General features: G+C 48.8%; 18 protein-coding genes and 1 other RNA gene. 6 read left to right on the forward strand and 13 right to left on the reverse strand.

Translation table 11 applies throughout. The features are described from left to right. Positions 1-136: 136 nt before the first annotated feature. The 5 genes from KJS94_RS05695 to ppsA form a co-directional block, all read right to left on the reverse strand. A complete protein-coding gene (locus KJS94_RS05695) occupies positions 137-712 on the reverse strand; it encodes a Crp/Fnr family transcriptional regulator (protein WP_256449994.1) in 576 nt (191 codons plus the stop codon). 114 nt (positions 713-826) lie between these two features. Beyond that, the gene (locus KJS94_RS05700; RefSeq protein WP_214446349.1) at positions 827-1054 is read right to left on the reverse strand and encodes a CDGSH iron-sulfur domain-containing protein; all 228 of its coding nucleotides are present in this window, start codon (positions 1052-1054) and stop codon (positions 827-829) included. Positions 1055-1191: 137 nt separating this feature from the next. Then, the gene (locus KJS94_RS05705; protein ID WP_214446350.1) at positions 1192-3480 is read right to left on the reverse strand and encodes a carbohydrate binding family 9 domain-containing protein; all 2289 of its coding nucleotides are present in this window, start codon (positions 3478-3480) and stop codon (positions 1192-1194) included. A gap of 170 nt (positions 3481-3650) precedes the next feature. Then, positions 3651-4103 (reverse strand): pyridoxamine 5'-phosphate oxidase family protein, encoded by a 453-nt coding sequence (locus tag KJS94_RS05710; RefSeq protein ID WP_214446351.1) that lies wholly within the window; start codon positions 4101-4103, stop codon positions 3651-3653. A gap of 96 nt (positions 4104-4199) precedes the next feature. After that, on the reverse strand, positions 4200-6596 hold the full coding sequence (gene ppsA / locus KJS94_RS05715) for a phosphoenolpyruvate synthase (RefSeq protein WP_214446352.1): 2397 nt from the start codon (positions 6594-6596) through the stop codon (positions 4200-4202). Between the two features lie 440 nt (positions 6597-7036). Between ppsA and KJS94_RS05720 the strand changes: the two genes are divergently transcribed. Continuing rightward, positions 7037-7654 carry a c-type cytochrome gene (locus tag KJS94_RS05720; RefSeq protein WP_214446353.1) on the forward strand — a complete coding sequence of 206 codons (618 nt, stop codon included), beginning with the start codon at positions 7037-7039 and terminating at the stop codon, positions 7652-7654. A gap of 959 nt (positions 7655-8613) precedes the next feature. Here KJS94_RS05720 and KJS94_RS05725 read toward each other — a convergent pair. Both KJS94_RS05725 and KJS94_RS05730 read right to left on the reverse strand, forming a co-directional pair. Beyond that, complete coding sequence (locus KJS94_RS05725) at positions 8614-9291, reverse strand: hemerythrin domain-containing protein (protein ID WP_214446354.1); 678 nt, start codon at positions 9289-9291, stop codon at positions 8614-8616. Between the two features lie 167 nt (positions 9292-9458). Further along, positions 9459-10841, reverse strand: coding sequence for a glycosyltransferase (locus KJS94_RS05730; RefSeq protein ID WP_214446355.1), 1383 nt, complete (start codon positions 10839-10841; stop codon positions 9459-9461). A 349-nt stretch (positions 10842-11190) separates the two neighbouring features. Here KJS94_RS05730 and KJS94_RS05735 point away from each other — a divergent pair, with 349 nt between their 5' ends. Beyond that, on the forward strand, positions 11191-14181 hold the full coding sequence (locus tag KJS94_RS05735) for a ligand-binding sensor domain-containing protein (RefSeq protein ID WP_239804305.1): 2991 nt from the start codon (positions 11191-11193) through the stop codon (positions 14179-14181). A 43-nt stretch (positions 14182-14224) separates the two neighbouring features. Here the strand turns inward: KJS94_RS05735 and KJS94_RS05740 are convergent, their stop codons facing one another. The 4 genes from KJS94_RS05740 to KJS94_RS05755 form a co-directional block, all read right to left on the reverse strand. Beyond that, entirely contained in the window at positions 14225-15007 is a 783-nt protein-coding gene (locus KJS94_RS05740) for a LytR/AlgR family response regulator transcription factor (RefSeq protein WP_214446357.1), read from the reverse strand. A 176-nt stretch (positions 15008-15183) separates the two neighbouring features. Next, the gene (locus KJS94_RS05745) at positions 15184-16230 is read right to left on the reverse strand and encodes a sensor histidine kinase (protein ID WP_214446358.1); all 1047 of its coding nucleotides are present in this window, start codon (positions 16228-16230) and stop codon (positions 15184-15186) included. Between the two features lie 161 nt (positions 16231-16391). Continuing rightward, complete coding sequence (locus KJS94_RS05750; RefSeq protein ID WP_214446359.1) at positions 16392-17300, reverse strand: DUF1338 domain-containing protein; 909 nt, start codon at positions 17298-17300, stop codon at positions 16392-16394. Positions 17301-17314: 14 nt separating this feature from the next. Beyond that, positions 17315-18376 (reverse strand): saccharopine dehydrogenase family protein, encoded by a 1062-nt coding sequence (locus tag KJS94_RS05755; protein ID WP_214446360.1) that lies wholly within the window; start codon positions 18374-18376, stop codon positions 17315-17317. A gap of 439 nt (positions 18377-18815) precedes the next feature. On the opposite strand from KJS94_RS05755, the gene KJS94_RS05760 reads away from it, so the two are divergent. The 4 genes from KJS94_RS05760 (at position 18816) to KJS94_RS05775 (ending at position 21607) form a co-directional block, all read left to right on the forward strand. Further along, entirely contained in the window at positions 18816-19370 is a 555-nt protein-coding gene (locus KJS94_RS05760; RefSeq protein ID WP_214446361.1) for a YceD family protein, read from the forward strand. A 26-nt stretch (positions 19371-19396) separates the two neighbouring features. Then, on the forward strand, positions 19397-19591 hold the full coding sequence (gene rpmF, locus KJS94_RS05765; RefSeq protein WP_214446362.1) for a 50S ribosomal protein L32: 195 nt from the start codon (positions 19397-19399) through the stop codon (positions 19589-19591). Between the two features lie 34 nt (positions 19592-19625). Beyond that, a complete protein-coding gene (plsX, locus tag KJS94_RS05770) occupies positions 19626-20582 on the forward strand; it encodes a phosphate acyltransferase PlsX (RefSeq protein WP_214446363.1) in 957 nt (318 codons plus the stop codon). A gap of 101 nt (positions 20583-20683) precedes the next feature. Continuing rightward, positions 20684-21607: a CPBP family glutamic-type intramembrane protease gene (locus KJS94_RS05775; protein WP_214446364.1), complete on the forward strand. Its 924-nt coding sequence runs from the start codon at positions 20684-20686 to the stop codon at positions 21605-21607. 23 nt (positions 21608-21630) lie between these two features. On the opposite strand, the gene rnpB is transcribed toward KJS94_RS05775, so the two are convergent. Both rnpB and KJS94_RS05785 read right to left on the reverse strand, forming a co-directional pair. Continuing rightward, an RNA gene (gene rnpB / locus KJS94_RS05780) (RNase P RNA component class A) lies at positions 21631-22015 on the reverse strand. Between the two features lie 258 nt (positions 22016-22273). After that, complete coding sequence (locus KJS94_RS05785) at positions 22274-23299, reverse strand: Smr/MutS family protein (RefSeq protein WP_214446365.1); 1026 nt, start codon at positions 23297-23299, stop codon at positions 22274-22276. Positions 23300-23387 lie beyond the last annotated feature (88 nt).

Here is a 23387-nt window from a genome sequence, read left to right on the forward strand (position 1 = left end):
TGTGTTTTTGCCGATGGCTGTTCAGCCTGGATAAAATGATTGGCCATTACTGATTGGCCATTTTGGTAGGAGCAAAGCTAGCACCAGCACCAGGGCTGATCCCTTAACAATTGTAAAGAAATAGGAATCGGTCTGTTTACTTCGAAGAAAGCCTGGCGCGGATACGGCTCAGGGATACGGGTGTTATACCCAGGTAAGACGCAATGATGTGTTGGGGAACCCTCAGCAGGATCTCTGGATGCTGCTCCGCAAATTTCCGGTATCGTTCCTCGGGCGTTTCCATGATAAAGGAAGAGAGCAATAATTGGGCATTGATGAACCGCTGTTCAGCGATCTTCCGGGTTAGGATATTGATCCTGGGTACATCTTGGTATAGCTTCTCCAATGCATCAGAGGTCAATACCAGCAGGTCTGCATCTTCCAGTGTTTCCAATGATTGGATACTTGGCGCCCTCCGAAGGAAACTTTCATAACTACTGGCAAACAATCCTTCACTAAACAGGAAGCCGGTGACTTCCTCTCCCTCCTTGTTGTAAAATAACCGCAAGACCCCCTTATTGACGAAATAGAGTTCCCTGGCAATATCCCCCTCCCTTACCAACATGAATTTCCGGGGCACCTGCCTGAATGTGAAGGCTGACTCAAATTGCTGCCATTCCTGGCGACTGAGTGAAATTTGGGACTCGACTAATGTTTTTAACCGGCTAAACATTCGGGGCAATACTTTACTGGTGGAAAACTAAATGTACAGTATTCTCATGGCTTCCATCCGTCCTAAAAAGAAAAGGGATGGCCTGGCCATCCCTTTTTCAATCCCACGCCGGGATCAGGTAGTCTTTTTTGGTGGCAAGGCAAAAGCCTTCGCTTCATGCTCAAAATGTCCCTTATGGGATCCATCGCAGAAGGGCTTGTTCTGGGAAAGTCCACACCTGCAGAGGCTTACTAATTCCCTGCCGCCCAGGTCGTACAAGTTTCCTTCCTTATCCCGGATCTCGAAATCCCCTTCCACCCTGAGGGAGCCATTGTTGTTAATGGTAATAATTGTTTTTGCCATACTATTCAATTGGTTTTGTCGGATTGTAAACTGACCTGCATGGGGTCGGTCTAGGCTGCGAAATTACCCACTGTACCCTACACCACAAATTAAATACAACAGCTATTTATAGCTGTGATGTAAGCAATCCAAATGGTTTACAGGTTCAGCCAGTAATTCAACTTGAATACGATGGACCTGTTCCGGTTCTTGAATAAGGGATCAGAAAAATAATTGTCCGTATACACCAGGAACATATCACTCATTGGCTTGAAGCGCCATTGGAACCTGCTGTTGATGTTGATATTGTTGCGCTGGGTATTGTATTGGATGAATGTGGTCCAGAAAAGGCTGGTGGTGAAATTGATATCCACCCTTGGCGCCAGCAATAAGAGGTTCTCCGAACCATAAGGCTCAGGGAAGGTCAGCTTGTAATACTCTGCTTTTAAGGATACATTGAGGTGTGGCAGGTGACGGAAATTCATGGTAGCGGATACCTGTGTATTGGTACCATTGTAGAATCCACCTGTGCCCGCGCCCAGGCTAACACTCAAGGCCTTACGGAAATCAGTTGAATACTCCGCATACACATTCCTGTATTGGTAAAAACCCTTTGGCAGGGGCTCTGCCCCGGTAAAAGAGATCGGGAACTGCAATTGAACCTGGTTAAACTCTACACTCGCGAAAATTGAGCTGGTATTCGCAAACTGCATGTTATAATTGATATCCGTATTGTTCTCATTGAAACTATTATCCGGGTTCAACACATAATAGTTACTGAGGGAAATGCCATGCTGCACCAGGCTGGATCCTTTCGGGAACATCTTATATTCCAATTCCGTAAAATTGTACTTGTATCCCAGTCGCACTAACGTATCCCTGCTGGCATCATAATTCTCAATACGCTCAATAAAACCCATATCGGCATAATAGTTCGTTCCAAGGTTCCCAAAATCAACAATGGCGGAAAGGTTACGTCCGCGGTAAACCAACGCTGAATTGAAGAATTGGTTATCACTGTTGATACCGGGTTTAAAGGAATGATGGTAAGTGCCCCAAATGTTCCAATTCCCCTTAAGGTTGGAATACCCCAACTCAACACCGGCATTGCGGCCGTATTCATTCAGCGGGTCAGCCTTCTTTTCAGCATCCGTCATGAATGACTGCCGGTTCAGGAAATATCCCCTGATGGAGGAACGCTTCAAAACCTGCTGGCTCACGGAAACGGCAGTATAATTTTCCGGCGCGTAATCACCTTTTCGACCGGTCTGCATATTCATTACCCCAACACGCATCCGCTTCGTAAGGCTTCCCGTTAGCCTGGCTCCCCCTAGAATGGGTATCTTGTTACCATTCTTATCCAACCCGATCCTTCTTGAATAGAAGGGCCGGATACCCGGTGTTCCATAATCAGAATAGAGATCTGCATTCTCCAGGAAGAATGTCCTCCGTTCCGGAAAGAAGATATTGAAACGGGTAAGGTTGGTAACCTGGCGGTCAACCTCTACCTGTGAAAAATCGGGGTTGACCGTAAGGTCAAGGTTCATCGAAGAACTTAGTCCTATCTTGGCATCAAAGCCTGCATTGAAATCGGCTTCCGGGGAAACATTATTCTCCTTATCGCTCAATCCGGTTCCGGTAATATAGGGGATGAATGAAATATTACTTCCTGCGGAAGGCGCAGGGTCTTCCCATACTAACGCACCCGTATAACCGAGATCATAGGACCTAAAGTTTACAGGTACATGGGTCCAAACCGAATACTCATTGGTCTTGGTATCGATGCGAACAAAATTGATCCCCCAGGTATTTCGCTCAGGCTGGTAACGTAAGGTCTTGAAGGGAATGGCGATCTCGGCCGTCCATCTGTCGGGATAACGTTTGGTAGCTGAATACCATTTATTGTCCCAACTGAAATTCGGGCCATCACTCGTAAAAGTAAGCTGGTCCTCGGATTGGGCATTAAAGGCATTTACCACAAAGAAGAAACCACTGGCCCGCTGGTTGAGTGGATCCAACACAATGGCCACCCCATCATTCCCATCATGCCCCACATCCCGCTTAAGGCTGGTCACAAAAGCCTTTCCGGAATCGTAAGCAGTAAAAGCCACGTATAGGAATTTATCATCGAAGGTTACCCGAACCTCTGTATTGCGCACCGGACGGCCCTCATCATTAGGGTATTTGCGCCAGAAGGGACCTGTTTTTGCTGCATATTGCCAAACGGGTTCATCGAACAGCCCATCCACCTGAATGGGTACGGTTGATTTTCGGATGGGCAACCTGTACTCCTTCTGGAAACTCTCCCCGTCGCGTTGCTGGGCCTGAAGGGGCGAGATACAGGAAAACAGGAGAAGACAAAGTATCGCACCGTTTAACCTTTTGTACTTATCCGGTAACGATTGAAAAATATCGACAACTAATGTTGGAAGTAAATTCTGGGCCATATGCATTGAAACTTCCCTCCTTTACTGGGCTATAGTGAACAGGAGTTGAAGGGGGCTTCAAAATAATCAATGCTGCCCGCTGGCGTTGTGAAATGGGATGAAGGGATAAAAATGCGGTTAAATGAATGGAAAGATCGGGATCAAGATAAGTATAGAACAACCCATAGATTTCAGCCCCCGATCACCTCATATCGCCCGGTAAGTTCCTGGATGATGATCCGGAAGATCACCGGCCTGAGGCTCCCCTCTTTCCGGAAAAGGTCCGGTTGATTTCCAATGGTTGCGGTTGAACTGAGTTTCAGGTGCATCAAATGGGTATTGAATTCATGCATGGCATGCTGCCTTTCGCGCTCGTCCCTGATCTCCTGGAATTCACCAATGGCCAGCACGGTATGCCAGTTGGTATTGTCCCGGATCTCCTCTACTTCAAAACAAACCCTTGGATTCTCCCGCATGATAGCAATCTTGCTGCCCGGCCTTGAATGGGCCAGGATATAACCATTGGAATACCGGTAATTGATGGGAAGGATATAGGGGGTAAACCCATCTGAAAAACCTATCCTGCCCAGGTTATTCCGCTCCAGCAATGCTTTCATTTCTGAACTGGTCAGCGTTCCTATCATGGCTTATTTTTTATAGGTTCCTTTTCAAAATTTATTTGGGCCTTTAAAGGTATTACCTGTGCCCCTTAAACAACAACGCCCCTTTCTTTCCTGGTATCAGGGTGCCTTTTCCTTTTCCCTTTCTGCCACCCTGATATTCTCGATGCCTTTCAATAGTGCATCCGGATTAAAGGAGATACTGCTGATCCCTTCTTCCACCAGGAACCTGGCGAACTCAGGGTAATCGCTCGGTGCCTGGCCACAGAGCCCTACTGGTTTTCCCAATTTCCTCCCTTTCCTGATCATGGTGGCGATCATGGCCTTGGCAGCCGGGTTCTGCTCGCTGAACAATTCACTGATGATGGCAGAATCGCGGTCAATGCCCAGTGTCAACTGGGTGAGGTCATTGGACCCGATCGAGAAGCCGTCAAAATATTCAGCAAAGGATTCTGCGAGCAACACATTACTGGGGATCTCAGCCATTACATACACTTCCAGGCTGGGATCAAGCTTCCTGTCAAGTCCGTACTCCTGCATCACTTCCAAAACTTTCCGGCCCTCTTCAACTGTCCTGCAGAAGGGCACCATGACCTTTACATTGTCCAGTCCCATCGACTCCCTTACTTTCTTCAAGGCTGCGCATTCAAGCCTGAAACCTTCCCGGTAGAGGGGATGATAATACCTGGAAGCGCCCCTGAAACCCAGCATAGGATTTTCTTCCAACGGTTCAAATTGCTTTCCGCCCAGCAGGTTGGCATATTCATTGGTCTTGAAATCACTTAACCTGACGATCACCGGGTTAGGGTGGAAGGCTGCTGCAATGGTGGCTATGCCTTCCGCCAGTTTATCTACAAAATACTGTTGCTTATCCGGGTAATGAAGGGTCAGGTCCTCAATGGCCTTTATCACTTCCGCATCTTTTACCTCGTTGAACTTCACCAGGGCCATGGGATGGACCTTCACCGAGTGGTTGATGATGAATTCCATGCGCATCAACCCAATGCCATCATTGGGATAAAAGGAAAGCTGGAAGGCCTTTTCCGGGTCTGCCACGATCAACATCACTTTTGTTTCTTTCGGCTTTTGCAGGGTGGTCAGGTCTATCTCATGCTTTTCGAATGCTGACTGCCCCGCATAAATGAAACCGGTCTTTCCCTCGCAGCAGGATACCGTGATCATTTCGCCATCCTTCAAATGCGAAGTAATGTCTCCACAACCCACAACAGCAGGCACCCCCAACTCACGGGCAACTATAGACGCATGACTGGTCCTTCCGCCCTTATTGGTAACAATGGCAGCAGCCTTCTTCAGTATAGGGTCCCAATCGGGACTGGTAATATCCGTTACAACAATATCCCCCTCCTGCAGCCGGTCTGATTCCTTTGGTGATTGCAAGAGAACAGCACGACCGGTGGCCAGGGATGAGCCAATGGCCTGTCCCTTCCCAAGGCATTTGCCCTTGGTATGGATGGCGTATTCTATGAGCAGCGCCGGGTTCCGCCTGGATTGTACCGTTTCGGGCCTGGCTTGCACAATATACAATTGCCCGCTATTGCCGTCTTTTGCCCATTCAATATCCATGGGCAAACCATAATGTGATTCGATCACCAAAGCCCATTCCGCCAGGAGGATCACCTCCTCGTCACTCAATACCCATTGGTTCCTCAGCGCTTCAGGGGTAGGCTCATTCACTGTTGAACTTTCCCCACTCCCGTTAACGGCGTAGATCATGCGCTTTGCCTTGTCACCCATTTTTTTCTGGACGATCGGGAATTTCTTCTGCCGGAGGGAAGGTTTGAAAACCAGGAACTCATCTGGGTTCACCGTTCCCTGGACAATGTTCTCCCCCAATCCCCATACCCCACTCAGGTGGATGATATTGCGGAAACCTGATTCCGGTTCTAGTGTAAAGCCGATACCGGCACAGCCGATATCTGATCTTACCATTTGCTGTACACCAACCGAAAGGGCTACCAAATCATGTTCAAACCCATTGTCTTCACGGTACTTAATGGCCCTGTCGGTGTAAAGGGAGGCCATACAGCTCTGCACCATCGCCAGCAATTGCTGCTCCCCACTCACATTCAGGTAGGACTCATGCTGGCCGGCAAAACTGGCCTCGGGCAGGTCTTCAGCCGTTGCACTGCTCCTGACGGCCACATCGTTAATGCCTTGTTTACCCAATTCCCGGTAAGCTTCCACTATAGCTTTGGCCAGGTCATGGGGCATACTGGCCGCCATGATCATCTCCCGGATCGCAGCCCCAACCTGCCTGAGGTTGGCGTAGGAAGGTCTTTCCAGCCTGGACAATTCAGTTGCAATGCGGTTATCCAGCCCATTGCATTGGAGGAAATAGCGGAAAGCTCCCGCAGTTGTGGCAAACCCATCGGGTACCCTTATGCCTGCAGGGGCAAGCCGGGTCAGCATTTCACCCAAAGAGGAATTTTTACCGCCCACCTGTGCAACATCCCCGCGTGAAAGCCGGGAGAAAGGAATGATAAGTTCTGGAACCATAGGTTGGTATTCAGGGCTAATTTAGCCAGCCGAAGTGTCCCGGACCATGACGCATATCAAAGCCAGCTTTGACTATCCTCACCCAATAGCAAACAAGGCAATCCCAAAAAACCCATTTTAAACGGCAAATTCTACAGTTCATACCAAATCTGGAATAGGCGCCCACACCAAAATCCTAATTTGGCAGTAGAATTAAACCTTTGATATGAAATCGCTATATTTAATAGGATATTTTTTGCTGTTACCGGCAGTTTATCCGACCCTTAAAGGGTTTGAAGAGCGGTTAATGAATGCACTCGGCTCGTCCTCCTTAGGTATTTGTAGCGATAAGAATTCCACTACCACCGTTATTCCAACGGTCATTGAGAAAGATCACGCGCCTTCAGTACATAGTGTGCTAGACCCAATTTTACTCGATTACTAATTACATACATACCAACATGAAAAGGATCATACTATCTGCGTCAGTACTGGCGGTGCTTGTACTTGCCGCTACCACGGCCTGCAATACCCCGGCAGGTGAAAAGGCTGAAACAGAAAAAACAGCCATGACCAAGGAAGAACTGATCAAAAGAGGGGAATACCTGGTCAATACCATTGGCTGTGACGATTGTCATTCTCCCAAAGTGATGGGCCCCCAAGGTCCGGAACTGGACATGGAGCATCGTTTTGCCGGCCATCTTGCCGGTTCTCCCCTGCCGCCCGTAGATAGCGCCAAAATGCTGAATAAGGGATGGGCCTTGTTTTCGATGGACCTGACCGTAGCCATTGGCCCCTGGGGAACTACCTATGCTGCCAATATCAGTTCTGATTCAACCGGTATCGGTATGTGGAAGGAAGAGCAGTTCATCAAGGCACTCCGCGAAGGCAAGTCAAAAGGTTTGGACAATTCCCGTCCGATCATGCCGCCAATGCCCTGGCGAAACTTTGCCAAACTTACCGATGAGGACCTGAAAGCGATGTACCATTACCTCCTTTCTACCAAGCCAGTGAAGAATGTGGTTCCGGCCTTCCAACCCGGCACCCCGCCACCGCCACCCGCTGCACCAAAAGGATAAGCAACGATAAAAGCAAAGCGACCGAAAATTTTTCGGTCGCTTTTTTGTGATATTTCCTGCCCTTCAATAAAGCTTAGTTACATGAAAAGAGGCTGCATCAATAACTGATACAGCCTCTTTTCATTTCCATCCTCTAAACCATATAGGGTCCCTTTTTTGCACCATGGGTAATATTGTCAACTCATTCGATCTCTTCATTGGGGTTCCCTTCGGGAGCTACCGTGTACCCACAACTTTTTATACCCCCAGCGGGGTCTCCCGAAGGGGACCCCGATGTATAAAAGGCGAAATATTAATGCATCCAACAGTTAAGCTAATCTTTCAACTACCCGTTGGTCATAAGACAAAACGGGGGCGACGGGTGGGGGTAAATCTTTTCACCCTATAGTGGTACTCTTCAAGAGCCCCGATGAATTTTCAACCTGCTATTCATCAGGGTCCCCTGCGGGAGACCCTGCTGAGGTGAAGATGTGGGTACACGGCAGCCCTTTCAGGAGCCCCCGATGGGGTTAAACAATTGTACAGTTCCTCCTTAATTCAATAGTTTGCATAAAGTCACATTTTATACCCCAGCGGGGTCTCCCGAAGGGGACCCCGATGTATAAAAGGTGAAATATTAATGCATCCAACAGTTAAGCTAATCTTTCAACTACCCGTTGGTCATAAGACAAAACGGGGGCGACGGGTGGGGGGTAAATCTTTTCACCCCATAGTGGTACTCTTCAAGAGCCCCGATGAATTTTCAACCTGCTATTCATCAGGGTCCCCTGCGGGAGACCCTGATGAGGTGAAGATGTGGGTACACGGTAGCCCTTTCAGGAGCCCCCGATGGGGTTAAAAAATTGTACAGTTCCTCCTTAATTCAATAGTTTGCGTAAAGTCACATTCCCACACCTCGCCCGCCGAAGCTTTAGCGCAGGCGGGTGTCCACATCCCATCCTGGTTAGCGAAAACCCCTCTCACGCCACCATTCCCCTTGCCATCATCCGGTTGGCGACCTGTTCCCAGCGAAGGAAGGGAAGGTGGGACGCAATATGGTCCTCCAGCATTTCGTACATCTGGGTAGGCAGGCTCAGTTGCATGCTCATCAGCCATTTGGCGATCTCCTCTGTATCCATATCACGGACCATCCAGATACTGTTGTTCAACCATTCGGAAATGGTTTGCTGGTTCTCCAGCCTGTTCTGGATATTCCGGAGTTCTTCGTCTGTATATTCAGCCCACAGCAGGGTATTCAATTGTTCCTCCTGTTGTTGCATACCAGCCAGCACATAATCCACAAATCGCAGGAAGGCGTTCCTGATGGCTATTTCTGTCAAACGTTTCACCCTGGGGGAACCGGTTTGTTCATAGAAGCTGATGCGGTGGACAAGCCTGTCGGCCACGGTCCAAACATGGTCTTCCCTATTGAAAGGCCCCGTCACCCCCGGAAAGGCATTGGCCACAAGTGGAATAATAAAATTGGCCTCTTGTTCCGCATGGCGGTTAATAGCAAGCACCAGGTCTTCGATCATGTTGAAAACTTCCTCCCGTTCGCCATGATGGTTAAAATTGGCGAACTGCAGGGTTTGCATGGTCTCAAACAGTTGAGAGCGCAAGGTGCTATGCGAGGACTTGAAAAGATTAAAACGGCGCATAGTCTAAGGTTTAATGGTAAATGATAACTGATTTGGATATTTTTTGAACTCACTTCATCAACGGGTGTTGTGTTCATCCGGTTCCTAAGTGATTCAGGTGCATCCCATTTATGCAGTATCTGACGATGTTTGACCAAAGAGGTTACAATCCTGTTGCGGGAAATTTGTTAAACCTGGGTTAACACATTCTTCTCCCGGTTTGCCACCATTGGCTGCCCCAGTAATCCGGCCACTTTGTCGGCGGTGATCCGGAGCGGGTCGAAACAAGCGAATTCCGCAGCCAGCCTGATCACATTGGCCCGATACACTGGGTTGGCAAATATTTCCCTGGTAGCCTTCCTGATCTGTTCACTGCTGGGTCTTTCTGTTGCCAGGTTGATTCCCAGGCGGAAATGATCGATACGCGCATTGATCTCATTCTTTCCTTCATGGATGCCTGCCACTACCATGGGTAGATTGTTCTCAATGGCCAACATAACCCCTCCATAGCCCCCATTGGTGATATAGGCATCGGCATAAGGCATGATGTCGTCAAAGGGGACAAAGTCTTCAATAATGTAATTGTCATCCCTGAAACGCTCCCTTAACTCGCAAGTGCCACTGCCACCTGTGGTAGCCACCACTAATACTTCTGTTTCCCGGAACGCTTCCAGGGTAGGAATGATCAGTTTGCTAATATCCTTCTCCACTGTTCCCTGTGTTACCAGGATCACCCGCTCATAACGGTTGAGCTTGGGATGGAACCAGGGTATCTTTTTCTTTGGTGAGGAATAGGGCAGCAGGGGACCAATAAAATGGATATGCGGACTGAGGTCTGAACGTTCGTACTCAAACCCATGGGTGCCACTCTGCAGCAAAAGAGTCGACTTCCTCACCACCATATCAAACACGTTCTCGCCTTGATGGGGGATGCCGTATTCATCCAACTGGCGGTGAAGGAATACATTGGATTTCCTGAAGAGGATCTTGAATGCCATAAACCGCAACAGGTCCTGTTTGATCCTGCCCAGGAAATTCCTGGAGGGCTTCATCCCCAGACCGCTCGGGGGAAGATCCCTGGAAGATGCCACCAGGGGCAATACCCCAATTGAAATGGCCGGCACCCTGATCTTTTCTGTAATAAAAGGAATGGCGGCAAATCCGCAGTCGGCGATAACCAGGTCGAAGGGAAACTCCTTCCTGATCTCCATCATGTCGGCATAATATTCCGGCGCCCTTGCGACAAAGAAATGGATCACGTCAAAATTCAGTTTAGCGATCTTTCTGTTGATCTTTGTCCTTTCCGGAAAAGCCAGGTCAAGGTTGCTGGCATCGATCTCCTTCGCTTCGCGGAAGGGATAGAAGGGAATGCCCAGTTTCCTTACCTTATTTTCATATAGGGAGCTGGTATACCACCGCACATCGTATCCCAATGAAAGCAGGTGGACAGCCAAACTGGTAAGGGGATTGAAATGGCCATCGGCAGGAACATTCGCAAACAGGATCCTTTTCCCAGCCAATTCACTGCCTTCAGGAACCAGCCCATTCTGGTAAAAACTATTCGTTGCCATAAAAATTGGATAAGGTTTAATTCTGGTAGCAATGCTACACCGATTACCTGGACAGGAAATAGCGAACCTTCATGAACCGTCTTTTTTGATGGATCAACTGCCAGATGACCAAATTCCCCTTCCATGCCCTAACATGGCTGTATCCCCACTATCCTACAATCAACACCCAAAATTCCCCAATTCATCCGCCTGATCGCAAAATGGTTCAGGCATCAAGCGAAATTGACGCTATGCGTATTATATTTGAATGAATTGTCCGGATTACTTGAAACAGCTAACCATTTCCATCCTTGCTGTACTATGCTTTCCCTTCTTGTCCTCATCGCAGCAGGCCAAGCAATACTCCTATATGCATTATACAACCGGGAATGGCCTTGCTTCCAATTTTGTTTACAATGTTACGCAGGACAAGAAAGGCTATATATGGCTGGCCACTGTTAATGGATTGCAGCGTTTCGACGGAGAGAAGTTCATAACATTCAGGCATAGTCGAAACAGGCCATCCAGCATACCCTTTAACAATGTGGCAGTAGTTTACGCCGACAGGAAGGATAGGGTTTGGCTGATCAATGAGGACAATTCCGTGGGCATCTTCAATGCCAGCCAATTTGCCTACCAGCGGGTTGCCATCAATATGCCAGCGAGGTCCATGAATGTGTATGCGCCGGCCAGGTTGATGGAAGATTGGGACGGGAGGCTCATCCTCTTTATCGCCGGGCAGGCTCCTTTTATGCTCAATGAAAGGACCTTTGTTTTTGAACCGGCAGGGCAAAGCATCCCCTATCCCAAAGGTTGGTTCTTTTATGACTTCACCTGTGATTCAGCCAGCAGGACCTATTGGTTTGGTGCTGATTCGGGCCTGGCCGTTTACAACACCCGAACCAGGCACCTGAATTACCCTGGGAACAATCCCGATAGGAATCCCGTAATCGAATCCTTCGCTGGCCATAAAAGGATCGGTGCCATTGAAGCGCAGTCCGGCAAGGGCTATTTTGCCTGTTCTTCATGGCCCCTGAACAGCGCATGGCCTTATGCGCACTGGTATGAGTTAGCCTCCGGTAAGCACAGCCAGATCATGATCAACAACCAGATCGACGGGGTATATACCGAGATCCACGGCTGGTTTACCCAAAAAAGTGGAAAGAAATGGATCTATGGCTTACCCTTTATTGCAGAGTTCGATCCATCCCACACTTCCATGAACTTCCTTGCACCAAGTCCTGCCGATAATAACCAACTCCGGTTTGATAACGCCCATCACCTTTTCGAGGACAAGCAACAAAACCTATGGCTTTCCACATCGAACGGCATCTTTGTCTTTAATCCCGACCTTCAACCATTTACCACCTATCACCTGGTCAGGCCTGGACGGAAGCAATTCATCGATAAATCCATCACTTCCGTTACCCGGGTCATGAACAACCAGGTTTGGGTGGGTTCCTGGGGAAAGGGATTGTATTGTTATGACCTGCAGTTTAACCCGATCATGCCACCGGCCGCTCTTGCCCCCTGGTATGATGCCATGACCATCTGGTCAATCCATGAACACAGCAGGACGAAAAAAATATGGATCGGTGAACAAACCGGCTACATGAAGGTCTATGACCCTTCTACCCAGAAAGCCACCAGCCTCTTCCTGCCTATTTTCGAACAGCGAACCATCAGGCAGATCGCTGAAGACAGGGAGGGAAACCTCTGGCTCGGTACCCAGGGTGGACTATTGGTCAAATGGGACCTTAAAGCATCGGGAGGCGATCACAGGAAAGGATATAGTGTGGTTCACAGACTGGGCCTGATCCATAAAATCAATGTGGACCCTGATGGTTCCCTTTGGGTAGCCACCCTTGGAAAGGGAATTTATCATATTGATCCTGCAACAGGACGGATACTGGATCATATCATGAGCAGCCAGGGGTCTGGTAAATGGAGACTTGGCAATGATTCCCCGACAGATATCCTGCGGTATAACGACAGCATACTGATCGTCGCCAACACCTCTATTACCAAATTGAACACCAAAAGGAAAACTTCCACCATTATCACAACAGATGATGGACTCCCTACCAATACTGCCTATTACCTGCAAAAAGATGAACAGGGAAGGGTATGGATCGCATTGCAAAATGGTTTGTGCAGATGGAACCTGGATAAGAACAATTTTACCTTATTTGACAAAAGGGATGGAATTACCGACGAAAATCTGAATTCCGGAGGAGCCTTCAAGATCCGTCCCGACCAATTGATCTTTACTACCGAGCATAATTTCCTGGTCTTCACCCCATCCCAGGTATTACGCGAGTCTGCTCCTCCCGATGTTACCATAACAGGGATCCATGTAATGGGCAGGAGGCAATCAACCGACAGCATCCTTTCCATGCCTAAACTGGAGCTGGACCATCAAAACAACTCCATTTCCATAGAATACGCATCCATGAATTTCCTGGGCCAGAACCAGCTGACCTATTACCATATGCTGGAAGGTATTGATCAGGATTGGGTCCGGACCACCGAGCACAGGGCCATCTACAATTACCTTCCTTACAGGAATTTTGTATTCAAGGTAAAATGCACCAATGCCGATGGCCTGGAATCTACCCATACCACCACCCTGCTTATACAGGTAAAGCCTCCCTTCTGGAGATCCTACTGGTTCATGGGTATGATGGTTTTCCTGGCAATAGGGTTCCTCTACTGGCTGGATAGGGTAAGGATGCAACGGTTACGGGCAACCGAAAGTATACGAACCAAGATCGCCACCAGTTTAACGGAGGACATGAGCAATACCCTGAGCAGTATCAACATCTCCAGCGAACTGGCCAAGACCAAGGTCGATCATGACGCCGGCCGCACCAGGGAATACATCAACCATATCAGTGAAACAAGTAACCGGATGGTACAATCCCTGTACGATATGGTGTGGAGCATCAATCCCCATAATGACCAATTGCATAAAATGCTGGATAGGATGAAGCTGCACCTGCAGGAACAGGAACACCTCTCCGGCATCCATATGGGTTTTGAAGCGGACCCGGAGATCAATGAGCAGGAGTCGGATATGCAGCACCGTTATGAGCTGCTTTCCATTTTCAAGGAAGCTGTGGGCAATGCCATCAAGCATGCCAATGCCCGCCACATCTTTGTACAATTACGCCACAGGAAGGGCACACTGATCCTTGAAGTGCAGGACGATGGCAAGGGATTTGACCTGGAGCAAACGGGCCTGGGAAGGGGTTTGAATGATATGCGAAGAAGGGCAGCTATCATCAATGGCAGGCTGGAGATCAGCACATCTCCCATGAATGGCACTTATATCAGACTGGAAATGCCGCTCAGGACATGAACGGCATTTCTGCAAAATTATGCTATGAACAGATGGGGCAAGCCTATTTACCCATCCACTTCTTAAACTCCGTTACCTTCTCCCGGCTCACTATGGCTTCCTTGTCAACAGGCGGATTCAGATGCAGCAGGAGCCTGTTACCAAAATACTCGTGGATCTGGTCAACTGCATCGATCGAAACATAAAAGGACCGGCTGATCCTGAAGTAAAGGTCGGGATCCAGCATTTCTTCCAGCTCGTCCATGGTATAATCCACAATGAACTTCCGGTTATCATTTGTCTTAAAGAAGTTAACCCTTCCATCACTGTAGAAATAGGCGATATCCTCCACCTCCACACTCACCAGTTTTTGTGCATGCTTCACGAGGAATCGCTTGCGGTAATCGCGTGGTTGCAGGCGTTGCTGCAATTCCTTGACCAGGCTTTCCACATTGAAATTCGAACCTGCCGGCTCTCCCCCTCCATAAATCTTCTTGAGCTTCCGGAATTTCTCCAGGGCCTGTTCCAGGTCTTCCTTTTGAATGGGCTTCAGCAGATAATCCACACTGTTTACCTTGAAGGCCTTAAGGGCATACTCGTCGTAGGAAGTGGTGAAAATGACCGTACTCTTCACCTCCACTTTTTCGAAGATCTCAAAGCTTTGGCCGTCCGCCAATTCAATATCCATCAGGATCAGGTCCGGTGACGGATGTTCCTTTAACCAGGCCACAGAAGCCCGGATGCTGTCGGTGACACCAACTACTTCCGCATCGGCATCCACCGTTTGCAGGGTCTTTTGCAGCTTCTTTACTGCCAGTTCTTCGTCCTCAATGATCAGCACTTTCATAGCCATGATTTTCCTGAATGAAAAGGTTTAAGGTATGTTGCCGGCAAAATAACCAGAATGCCCGGGACAGGCAATCCAATCCTGTATGGTTTGTTAAAAATATCGACTGAGTCGTTGTGGAACCATCATGGCCTGCGGCCATAATGAGGGATCGGTAACCCGCCAGGTCTTTACCCCTAAAACTGGATCAGGGGCAGTACCACAGCAAACTCCTTACCATCATCCCTTACCAGTATCTCTTCCTGTTTCATGAGGCGGTACTTGTTAACAATATTATTCAACCCAACACGGGTAGAAGTAACTTTCCTGTCCTTCCGCTGCAGGTTATTGGTCACGATCAGTTTCCCGCTATTGGTGGTCATGATCATGATCTTTAGCGGGCTATCGCGCAGGATCATATTGTGCTTAACGGCATTCTCCACCAGCATTTGCAAAGTAAGCGGGGGAATCTGGTAGGACAGGTATTTGGGAGCGATCTTCACCTCCATTTCCAGGCCATCCCCATAACGTGTCTTGAGCAGGTGGAAATAGGACTGGATGAATTGCATCTCTGATTCCAGTGTGGTCAGGCCGTCCTCATTGGTACGCAGCAGGTAACGGTATACTTTGCTCATCTCATCCAGGAATTTCTCGGCCTTTACCGGGTCTTCACTGATCAGGGAGGAAAGGGAATTCAGGCTATTGAACAGGAAATGCGGATTTACCTGGCCCTTCAGGCCTTCCAACTGACTTTGCAGGTTCTCTTTTTTCAATTGCTCCGCTTCATCTACCAGCATCCGCCACTTCTCATAAAAAGCCGCACCTTCATTGAAACTGGTGGCCAGCAGGTTACAACCCACTCCCAGCAACAACCCCCAGCCATAGTCATGCATGCTGATGCTATAGCCCATGAAACTGGTGTAATCATAGCCCCAAAAGAGGATACTGATACCGGCGATCATGATCAGCACATACAGGGCCAGGCTGAGCAGGATGCGACGGAAGGTCTGGCTATACTTGGGATACTTATTGCGCATCATGGTGGCCACCATACCGCAAGCCACATAAACCAAAGCGATCACCAAAGAAGTGATCAGTGTAGCCCCAAAGAAATTTCCTATGGAAGAGAAATAGGCTTCCTTGAAGATGAGGTAATTCATTGCAATGGCCATGGGCGGTACCAATAGGATACCGATCCATGATTCCTTCCTGGAATAATTAAGGGGGGCCAATAGCTGCAACATTTACTGCCTTTCCCCCGAAGCTACGACCGATTTAATGATTTTAAAACCATTCCGGATAAACCGCTCATTTCGAGGGTTGAATTGGGGTAGTTGCCCCCTGAAGGGGACTGCCAAAGCATCATCCTGACCATAAAAAAAACCGGGATCACTCCCGGTCTTTCTTATATCGCTTTCTGCGTTTGTGTACTGTAGGTACTCTCGAAGATCTTGTCAGCATTTCCTGCCTCAAAACCTTCCCTGCGGTGCTCCCGCTTTATCTCTGCCTTGGGGAGGTCCCTGAAGGCTTCCTTCACCTTGCGTTCAGCGAACTCCACATAGGAACCGGCGATCATTTCCTGTTCACCACCTGCAAAACCAGCCAATACCATTCTTGCAACGGTAGAGCTTTGGGACAGCAGGCCGTCGGGACTCGTCTTCATTTTACCACCCGCATCATTCAGTACAAAACCATTCCTTTCCAGGAAGGCATTGAACAGGGGTATGGTATCATAACCTTCTTTCAGGTTATGTACACTTACCGTAAAATGGTTAAGGTAATAACGATTGTAGATCACCCAAGCCGCATATTCGCTTTCCTTTGCAAGTGCTTTGAAATCCTGCAGGCTTGGGGTCCTCCAAAGGCCGCTGTGCAGGAAACGGTCAACAGCTTCCGCATCATCCAGGTTGAGTTGGCCAACCGGGTCTGCAGTCACTTCATCTGTATAGGAGGTAATGATGCGTTGTGCTTCCGGGGAAAGGTCCTTCACGCGCAATTCACTGATGAAGATGCGGGGATACTTCTCTGCCGGGGGAGCATACCAATAGGCATCCAGTTTCTTTTCAGGAAAGAAATAGTGCTCCATCCGCTTATACCCGTAATGCAGGAAGATCTTCTCCAATGAGCGGATTCCCAATTGGGGAACCCCCATGGTGCGGAAAGCGATATGATCGTTCTCGATCTCATCACCATCCCTGATAACACCTTCACTGACCATGGCATTGATCACTCCCTGAACATCGGGTACGCGTTCCTTATAACGGCGCATCAAGCCGCCCAGCACCTGGTCCAGACCGTTAGTATTGTTCAACATGATTCTACATTTTGTTATGAATGATTCGCATACAGGCCACCATTCCTTGTCTTCAGGAATGCTTCAAAGGGGATCTCTTCCTGCTTGATGAATCCCTGCTGGGGCAGTTGGCCATTGGCCACCATTTCCACAACCGCCGCAACAGATGCAGCAGTGGTCCACGAGATCGCCCTCCACTCCTTACCGTTGATAGTAATGGGATGGTAAGCGTTGTAGAATTCTTCACGTGCGATCAGGTCGCCCTTCCAGCCTTCCACAACAGCGTATACATATACCACATCTTCCCTTACAGGAGGCTTGGCCTCGGTCAGGATCTGCTCCACCAGTTCACGCTTTTCCTTCAGGATCAATTCATACAACAGGAATCGCATCAACTTGGCATGGCCAGGATAACGCATGGTCTTGTAGTTAAGGGTATCTACCTTTCCAGCGAGGGTCTCACACATGGTACCCAGTCCACCTGAAGTACTGAAGGCTTCAAACTCCTGGCCTTCGATATTGATCATTTCAATACCATCCAGGGAAGGCACCATCTTACGTTCGCCGTTGTGGATCACTTCGGCATCATTGATGTATTCGTTGATCACGCCGGCAGGTGACCAGGTGAAGGAGTAGCCCAGCAGGCCGTTCGGATAGCGGGGCAGGGCGCCTACGCGCAGTTCCACATCACGGAGTTTGGTAAAACGCTTATACAGATCGGCACCTACGATACCGATGAAACCGGGGGCAAGGCCGCACTGGGGAGCCATTACGCCCTTGGAGGTCTTGGCCATTTCACGGATGGCAGAAGTGGTAGGTACGTCTTCAGTCAGGTCGAAATAATGGATACCCACTTTATGGGCAGCCTGGGCAACAGGCAGGTTAAGGTTGTAAGGCAGGCAGGAAACAACGGCATCCTGCTTGGCCAGGAAGGCCTCGAGGGTAGCGGTGTCCTTGATACTACCGGTTACCACGTTAAAAGGCACATCGGTAGCGGGTTTGTTCTGGTCAAAACCGGTAACGGTGAAAATGTCGCTCAGCAGGGTTCCAACCAATGAACCCACCTTGCCGAGTCCAACTACAGCAACATTCTTCATGTAGATGTTTTTATTATGAATGAACAAATAGGTACATGCGTGAAGCCACTTCCAGAGGGAAGGGATCAATATCCGGGATGAACCGGAAGCCAATAAAAGAAGTCAGGAAAGGAAGCCGGTCATGGCACGTTGGCACAGGCACTCCTGAGGAAAGCCATATAGGCGTAAAATATCATCCAGAGTTGGTTCATGCCTGTGTAAGGGACAATTTAGCGGCCCGAAGTTAAAGGTTTTGGCCAAATACCAAAAGCTAAATTTGCCCTCCGGCCGGGCTGGCAGGCCAGCTGTGGACAAGTCCCAGACCCCAAAATTTCATTTCCCTGAGGCGAAAATTGGGGGTAAATTGCAGCTGTATCGAAACTTTAGCCATTTTTTTGCCTTTCCACCCTGAATTTTAATTATTTATTCCTACCTTTGCCAACCTTTAAAAAAGGTACTCATGACCAGCAAGCGGGAATTTGATATAGCTTTTGTGGGATTGAAACCCGGCGTTCACGAGTATAACTATACCATTGACGACAGGTTCTTTGAAGCGTATAACCAGCAGGACTTCCGTAATTGCAAGGCGCAGGTAAAACTGGGCCTCGACAAGAAGAACGGATTCATGCTGTTGAAATTCGAAATCGGCGGAACAGTGGAAGTGACCTGCGACCGTTGCGGGAGCAATGCCCTTCCCTGGGACCTTTGGGATGAGTTCAACATAGTGGTAAAGCTTGTTGACAACCCGGAGGAAATGAACGAACAGGAAGAAGATCCTGACGTTTATTACATTTCCCGCACAGAAAGCCACATTCATGTAGCCGACTGGATCTTCGAATTCATCAACCTCAGCCTGCCCATGCAGAAAATGTGCAAAGAAGAAGAGATCGGAGGGTCATTCTGCAATAAAGAGGTGTTGGAAATGCTGAAGAAAATGGAACCTGAAGAAAAGAAGGACTCCAATGCCACCATCTGGAAGGGCCTGGAGAAATTTAAGGAAGACCTGGATAATTGATTTTGTATTTTATAAACTGTTGAGATATGCCAAATCCGAAACGCAGACATTCACAGCAGCGTAGTGCCAAGAGAAGGACTCACTACAAGGCAGAAGCAGCTACCCTGAGCACTGATAGCACAACTGGTGAACTGCATGTTCGTCACCGTGCACACGTGAGCGAAGGAAAATTGTACTACAAGGGTAAATTGGTTGCTGAAAAGGCTCCCATTAAGAAGTAATTAACCAGTACAATAAAACGATCTGTTGCCGGAGATGAACATCGGTCTGGATATGATGGGTGGAGACTTCGCGCCGCGTGAAGCGGTGAAGGGACTCCAACTGTACCTATCTGAACATGATGCTCCGGCACATATTTTTTTATTTGGTGATGAAGCACAGCTGAAACCGCTCCTGGAGGAATACGCCATTCCCGCGGAGCGTTATTTAATTGTACATGCCCCCCAGGTGATCGAAATGAACGAGCACCCTACCAAGGCACTCAAGGAAAAACAGCAGTCTTCCATCGCCGTTGGTTTCTATTACATGGCCAAAGGCAAGATCGACGCCTTTATCAGCGCCGGTAATACGGGAGCCATGCTGGTGGGTACCCATCTCAGCATCAAACCCATTGAAGGTGTACTGAGGCCAACGATCTCTACCATCATTCCCAAGGAAGATGGCAAGACCGGCCTTTTACTGGATGTGGGACTGAACGCCGATTGTAAACCTGAACACCTGAACCAGTTTGCCGTATTGGGTTCCCTTTACGCCCAGCACATCCTGGGCATCGATAACCCAAGGGTCGGATTGGTGAATATTGGTGAAGAGGAAGGCAAAGGCAATATGCTGGCCCAGGCTACCTATCCGCTCCTGAAAGAAAATGCCCACATCAATTTCATTGGCAACGTGGAAGGCCGGGATATCCTGGTCGACAAGGCCGATGTAATGGTTTGTGAAGGCTTTACCGGTAATATCATCCTGAAACTGGCCGAATCCCTTTTTGAAGTAACCCACCGCAAATCGATCCATCACGAATACTTCGATCGCTTCAACTTCGAGAATTACGGCGGAACACCTGTACTGGGTGTTAGCAAACCTGTGATCATCGGCCATGGCATTTCCCATGCCAAGGCATTCAAAAACATGCTGCGCCTTGCAGAAAAGATGCTGCAAAGCAACCTGCTCGAGAAAATGCAGGCCTCCTTCAGCAGTAGCGAAGCTTCTTCCTGACCTGAACATCCCCTACAATCACCTTTCAGTTAACGGATAACTGAAACTTTGCTTTATTTGTGGTCAACCTATCTTGGTCATACCAGCAGCAAAGACATACCATGCCTTCTTTCCTTTCCTATTTCCAGGACTTCTTTCATCAGTCCAATAAAACGTTTTGGTTTCTCTCAACGGTTTTCATTGCCCTGTTGGTTTGGGCCAACTACAAATGGGGTATTGAACCCAAACTCATTTACCAGTTGCCCACCCGAAAGGCCAGGTTTGCTGCTTTCTATGCCCTCTACCTGCTGGCATTTGGCATTCCCTACCTGATCTACTTTGCAATCAACAAGGAGGTACAATTCCCGGCTGCCCTGAAACTATTGGTGCTGCTGGCCCCTGCCCTCTTTGCCTTCAAGGTTACTGCCGGGGGCTGGAAGGAAGTCTTACTGGCATGGTTACCCGAAAGACCAGGCAGGTTTTGGGGACTGGTCATCGACTGGCCCCTACGCTTATTGATCACCAGCCTGCTCCTGTATGTGGTGTTGACCGCCCTGCCGGAAAAAAGAACTTTCATCGGTTGGAATACAAAGGGGTTCCAATGGGGCCCATACCTTTTGTTATTGGCATGCATGGTTCCATTGGTAGCAATGGTGGCTGGTAAACCCGATTTCCTGGCTACCTACCCCAAACTGAAGGCCCTGAATTTCCTGGCCCCGGATGGTCCGGCATGGTGGCAAAAGCTCCTGTATGAACTGGGATATGGGTCTGATTTTATAACCATCGAGATCTTCTTCCGGGGCTTTCTCGTCATATTGTTTGCCCGCTATGTGGGACCGGCCGCCGTTATCCCGATGGCGGTATTCTATTGCAGTATCCATTTCGGTAAGCCTTTGCTGGAATGTGTATCCTCCTATTTCGGGGGGATGATCCTGGGTATCATCGCCTGTTACTCCCAGAGTGTGATCGGGGGATTGGTGGTACACCTGGGCCTGGCCTGGATGATGGAACTGGCTGCCGGCATTGCCCTGCACCTAAAAAAATAACGACACAGGGTTGCTGGTCGTTATAAAAATTCCATCCTGTAAGCCGGATTCCGTACCCTTTTGGGGTTGCTATCATTTATCTGGCCCTGCCATTACTGACAGGATCTAGCTGCCTACCCTCCGGCGTTGACACCTTTCGGCATCATCGGACGAGCCGCCCTCGACCACCGGTATACATGGCATTTCAGCATGCAAGGTTTACCCGCGCCGACCATTACTGGCCTGCACCGTAGGCTCTTACCCTACGTTTTCACCCTTACCCGCCGTAGCTTTAGCGAAGGCGGGCGGTAATTTTCTGTGGCACTCTCTGTGAACGGATATCCGTCCCCCGGCCGTTAGCCGGTGCATTGCCCTGTGCTGTCCGGACTTTCCTCGACGTTTGCACGCCGCGATAGCACGGATGGAATGGCAAAGGTAAGAGATGTGGGGATGTGGAGATGTGAAAATGTGGAAACCCACCTGCGCTAAAGCTTCGGCGGGCGAAGTGTGAACCTTAGGCCAACCAGGGGCTTACCCAACCATTATGTTAGTAACGCAAAGTGCGCAAAGGAGCCAAAGAGAACGCAAAAATTAACACCCTTTGCCTTCTTCACGCTTTCTGGCCTGCCGTAGCTACAGCGAAGGCAGGCGAAACGGACTTTGCTTTGTAATTGAAATAAAAGCCTTTTAATACTGAAAATAGATCTCCGTGGCCCCATAACCATAACTCGGATGGTACTGGTTCACGAAATACTTCACCTGCTTCCGGTGGCGCAGGATATCATGGATCTCATCCCTCAACCGCCCGCTGCCCACCCCATGGATGACGGTAAGCATGGGCTGGTAATGAGCCAAGGCCAGTTCATAATACTTCTCAAACTCATCTACCTGCAACTGCAGGATCTCACCATTGCTCATGTTCTTCCAATTATCGGTGAGCTTCTCAATATGCAGGTCGATCACCGTACGGGCAGGCGGCAGGTGTTGCTTCGCCTTGGAAGCCTCATACATTTTGAAGCCGGCAGCAGCCAGCTTACCCAACTCCACTTTTTCTTCCTCCACCTTATCGGGGTACTGCTTGAACAATTGATAGGAAAATGTCGGCTCACCTTTCTCCCTGATCTCCTGGATCTTCGCAAAAAGCTGTTTGGGCTTTAGTTTCAGGCTAGCCTCGAAATAATCAGCCTTCTTCTTATCCGGGCTCAACAGGGAAAACTCGAACCAATAACTCGGACTATCATTGAGGTCTTCAAAAGCTATATCATGGATATAAAAATCCTGGAAGGCCAGTACCTGGTTCTTCAGTTCAAACTCCGGATTGCCGAAATAATTGAGATGGTAAGTGAACTGGTAACCCTGGTCGTTCTGGTTATGAAGGTGAACTTTTAACAAGGTCACTACATCATCCCCGAACTCATCCGTTTCAAACCTGGGAATAAAAGTGATCCAAACCCCGTTGGGCTCGCGTCGCGGTAATTCCCTGATCTTCTCCTTGGGCACCTGGTCTATATAGGTCTTGGGTTTGGGCTTCTCCGGGAAGAGTTTCTTTTCCGTGAACCTTTTAAAATAGGGAAAATCAAGCTGGTCAACATAAGCCGGGAACTTCACCCCCCTTACATCAACCATCACCATCTTGTCATTGATGATATCCACCACTTCCCCTTCTTCATTGGTGATGCGCACCACCACCTTATCGCCTATCTCAAATTTCATGGCGCAAAGATACAATAGAGCAAAGCATATTATTCTGTTCCGGCATGCCCCAAAAACAGATAGGCAATATTGGTTCAACAATATTGCC

The sequence above is a fragment of the Flavihumibacter rivuli genome (assembly GCF_018595685.2).
GTDB classification, from domain to species: domain Bacteria; phylum Bacteroidota; class Bacteroidia; order Chitinophagales; family Chitinophagaceae; genus Flavihumibacter; species Flavihumibacter rivuli.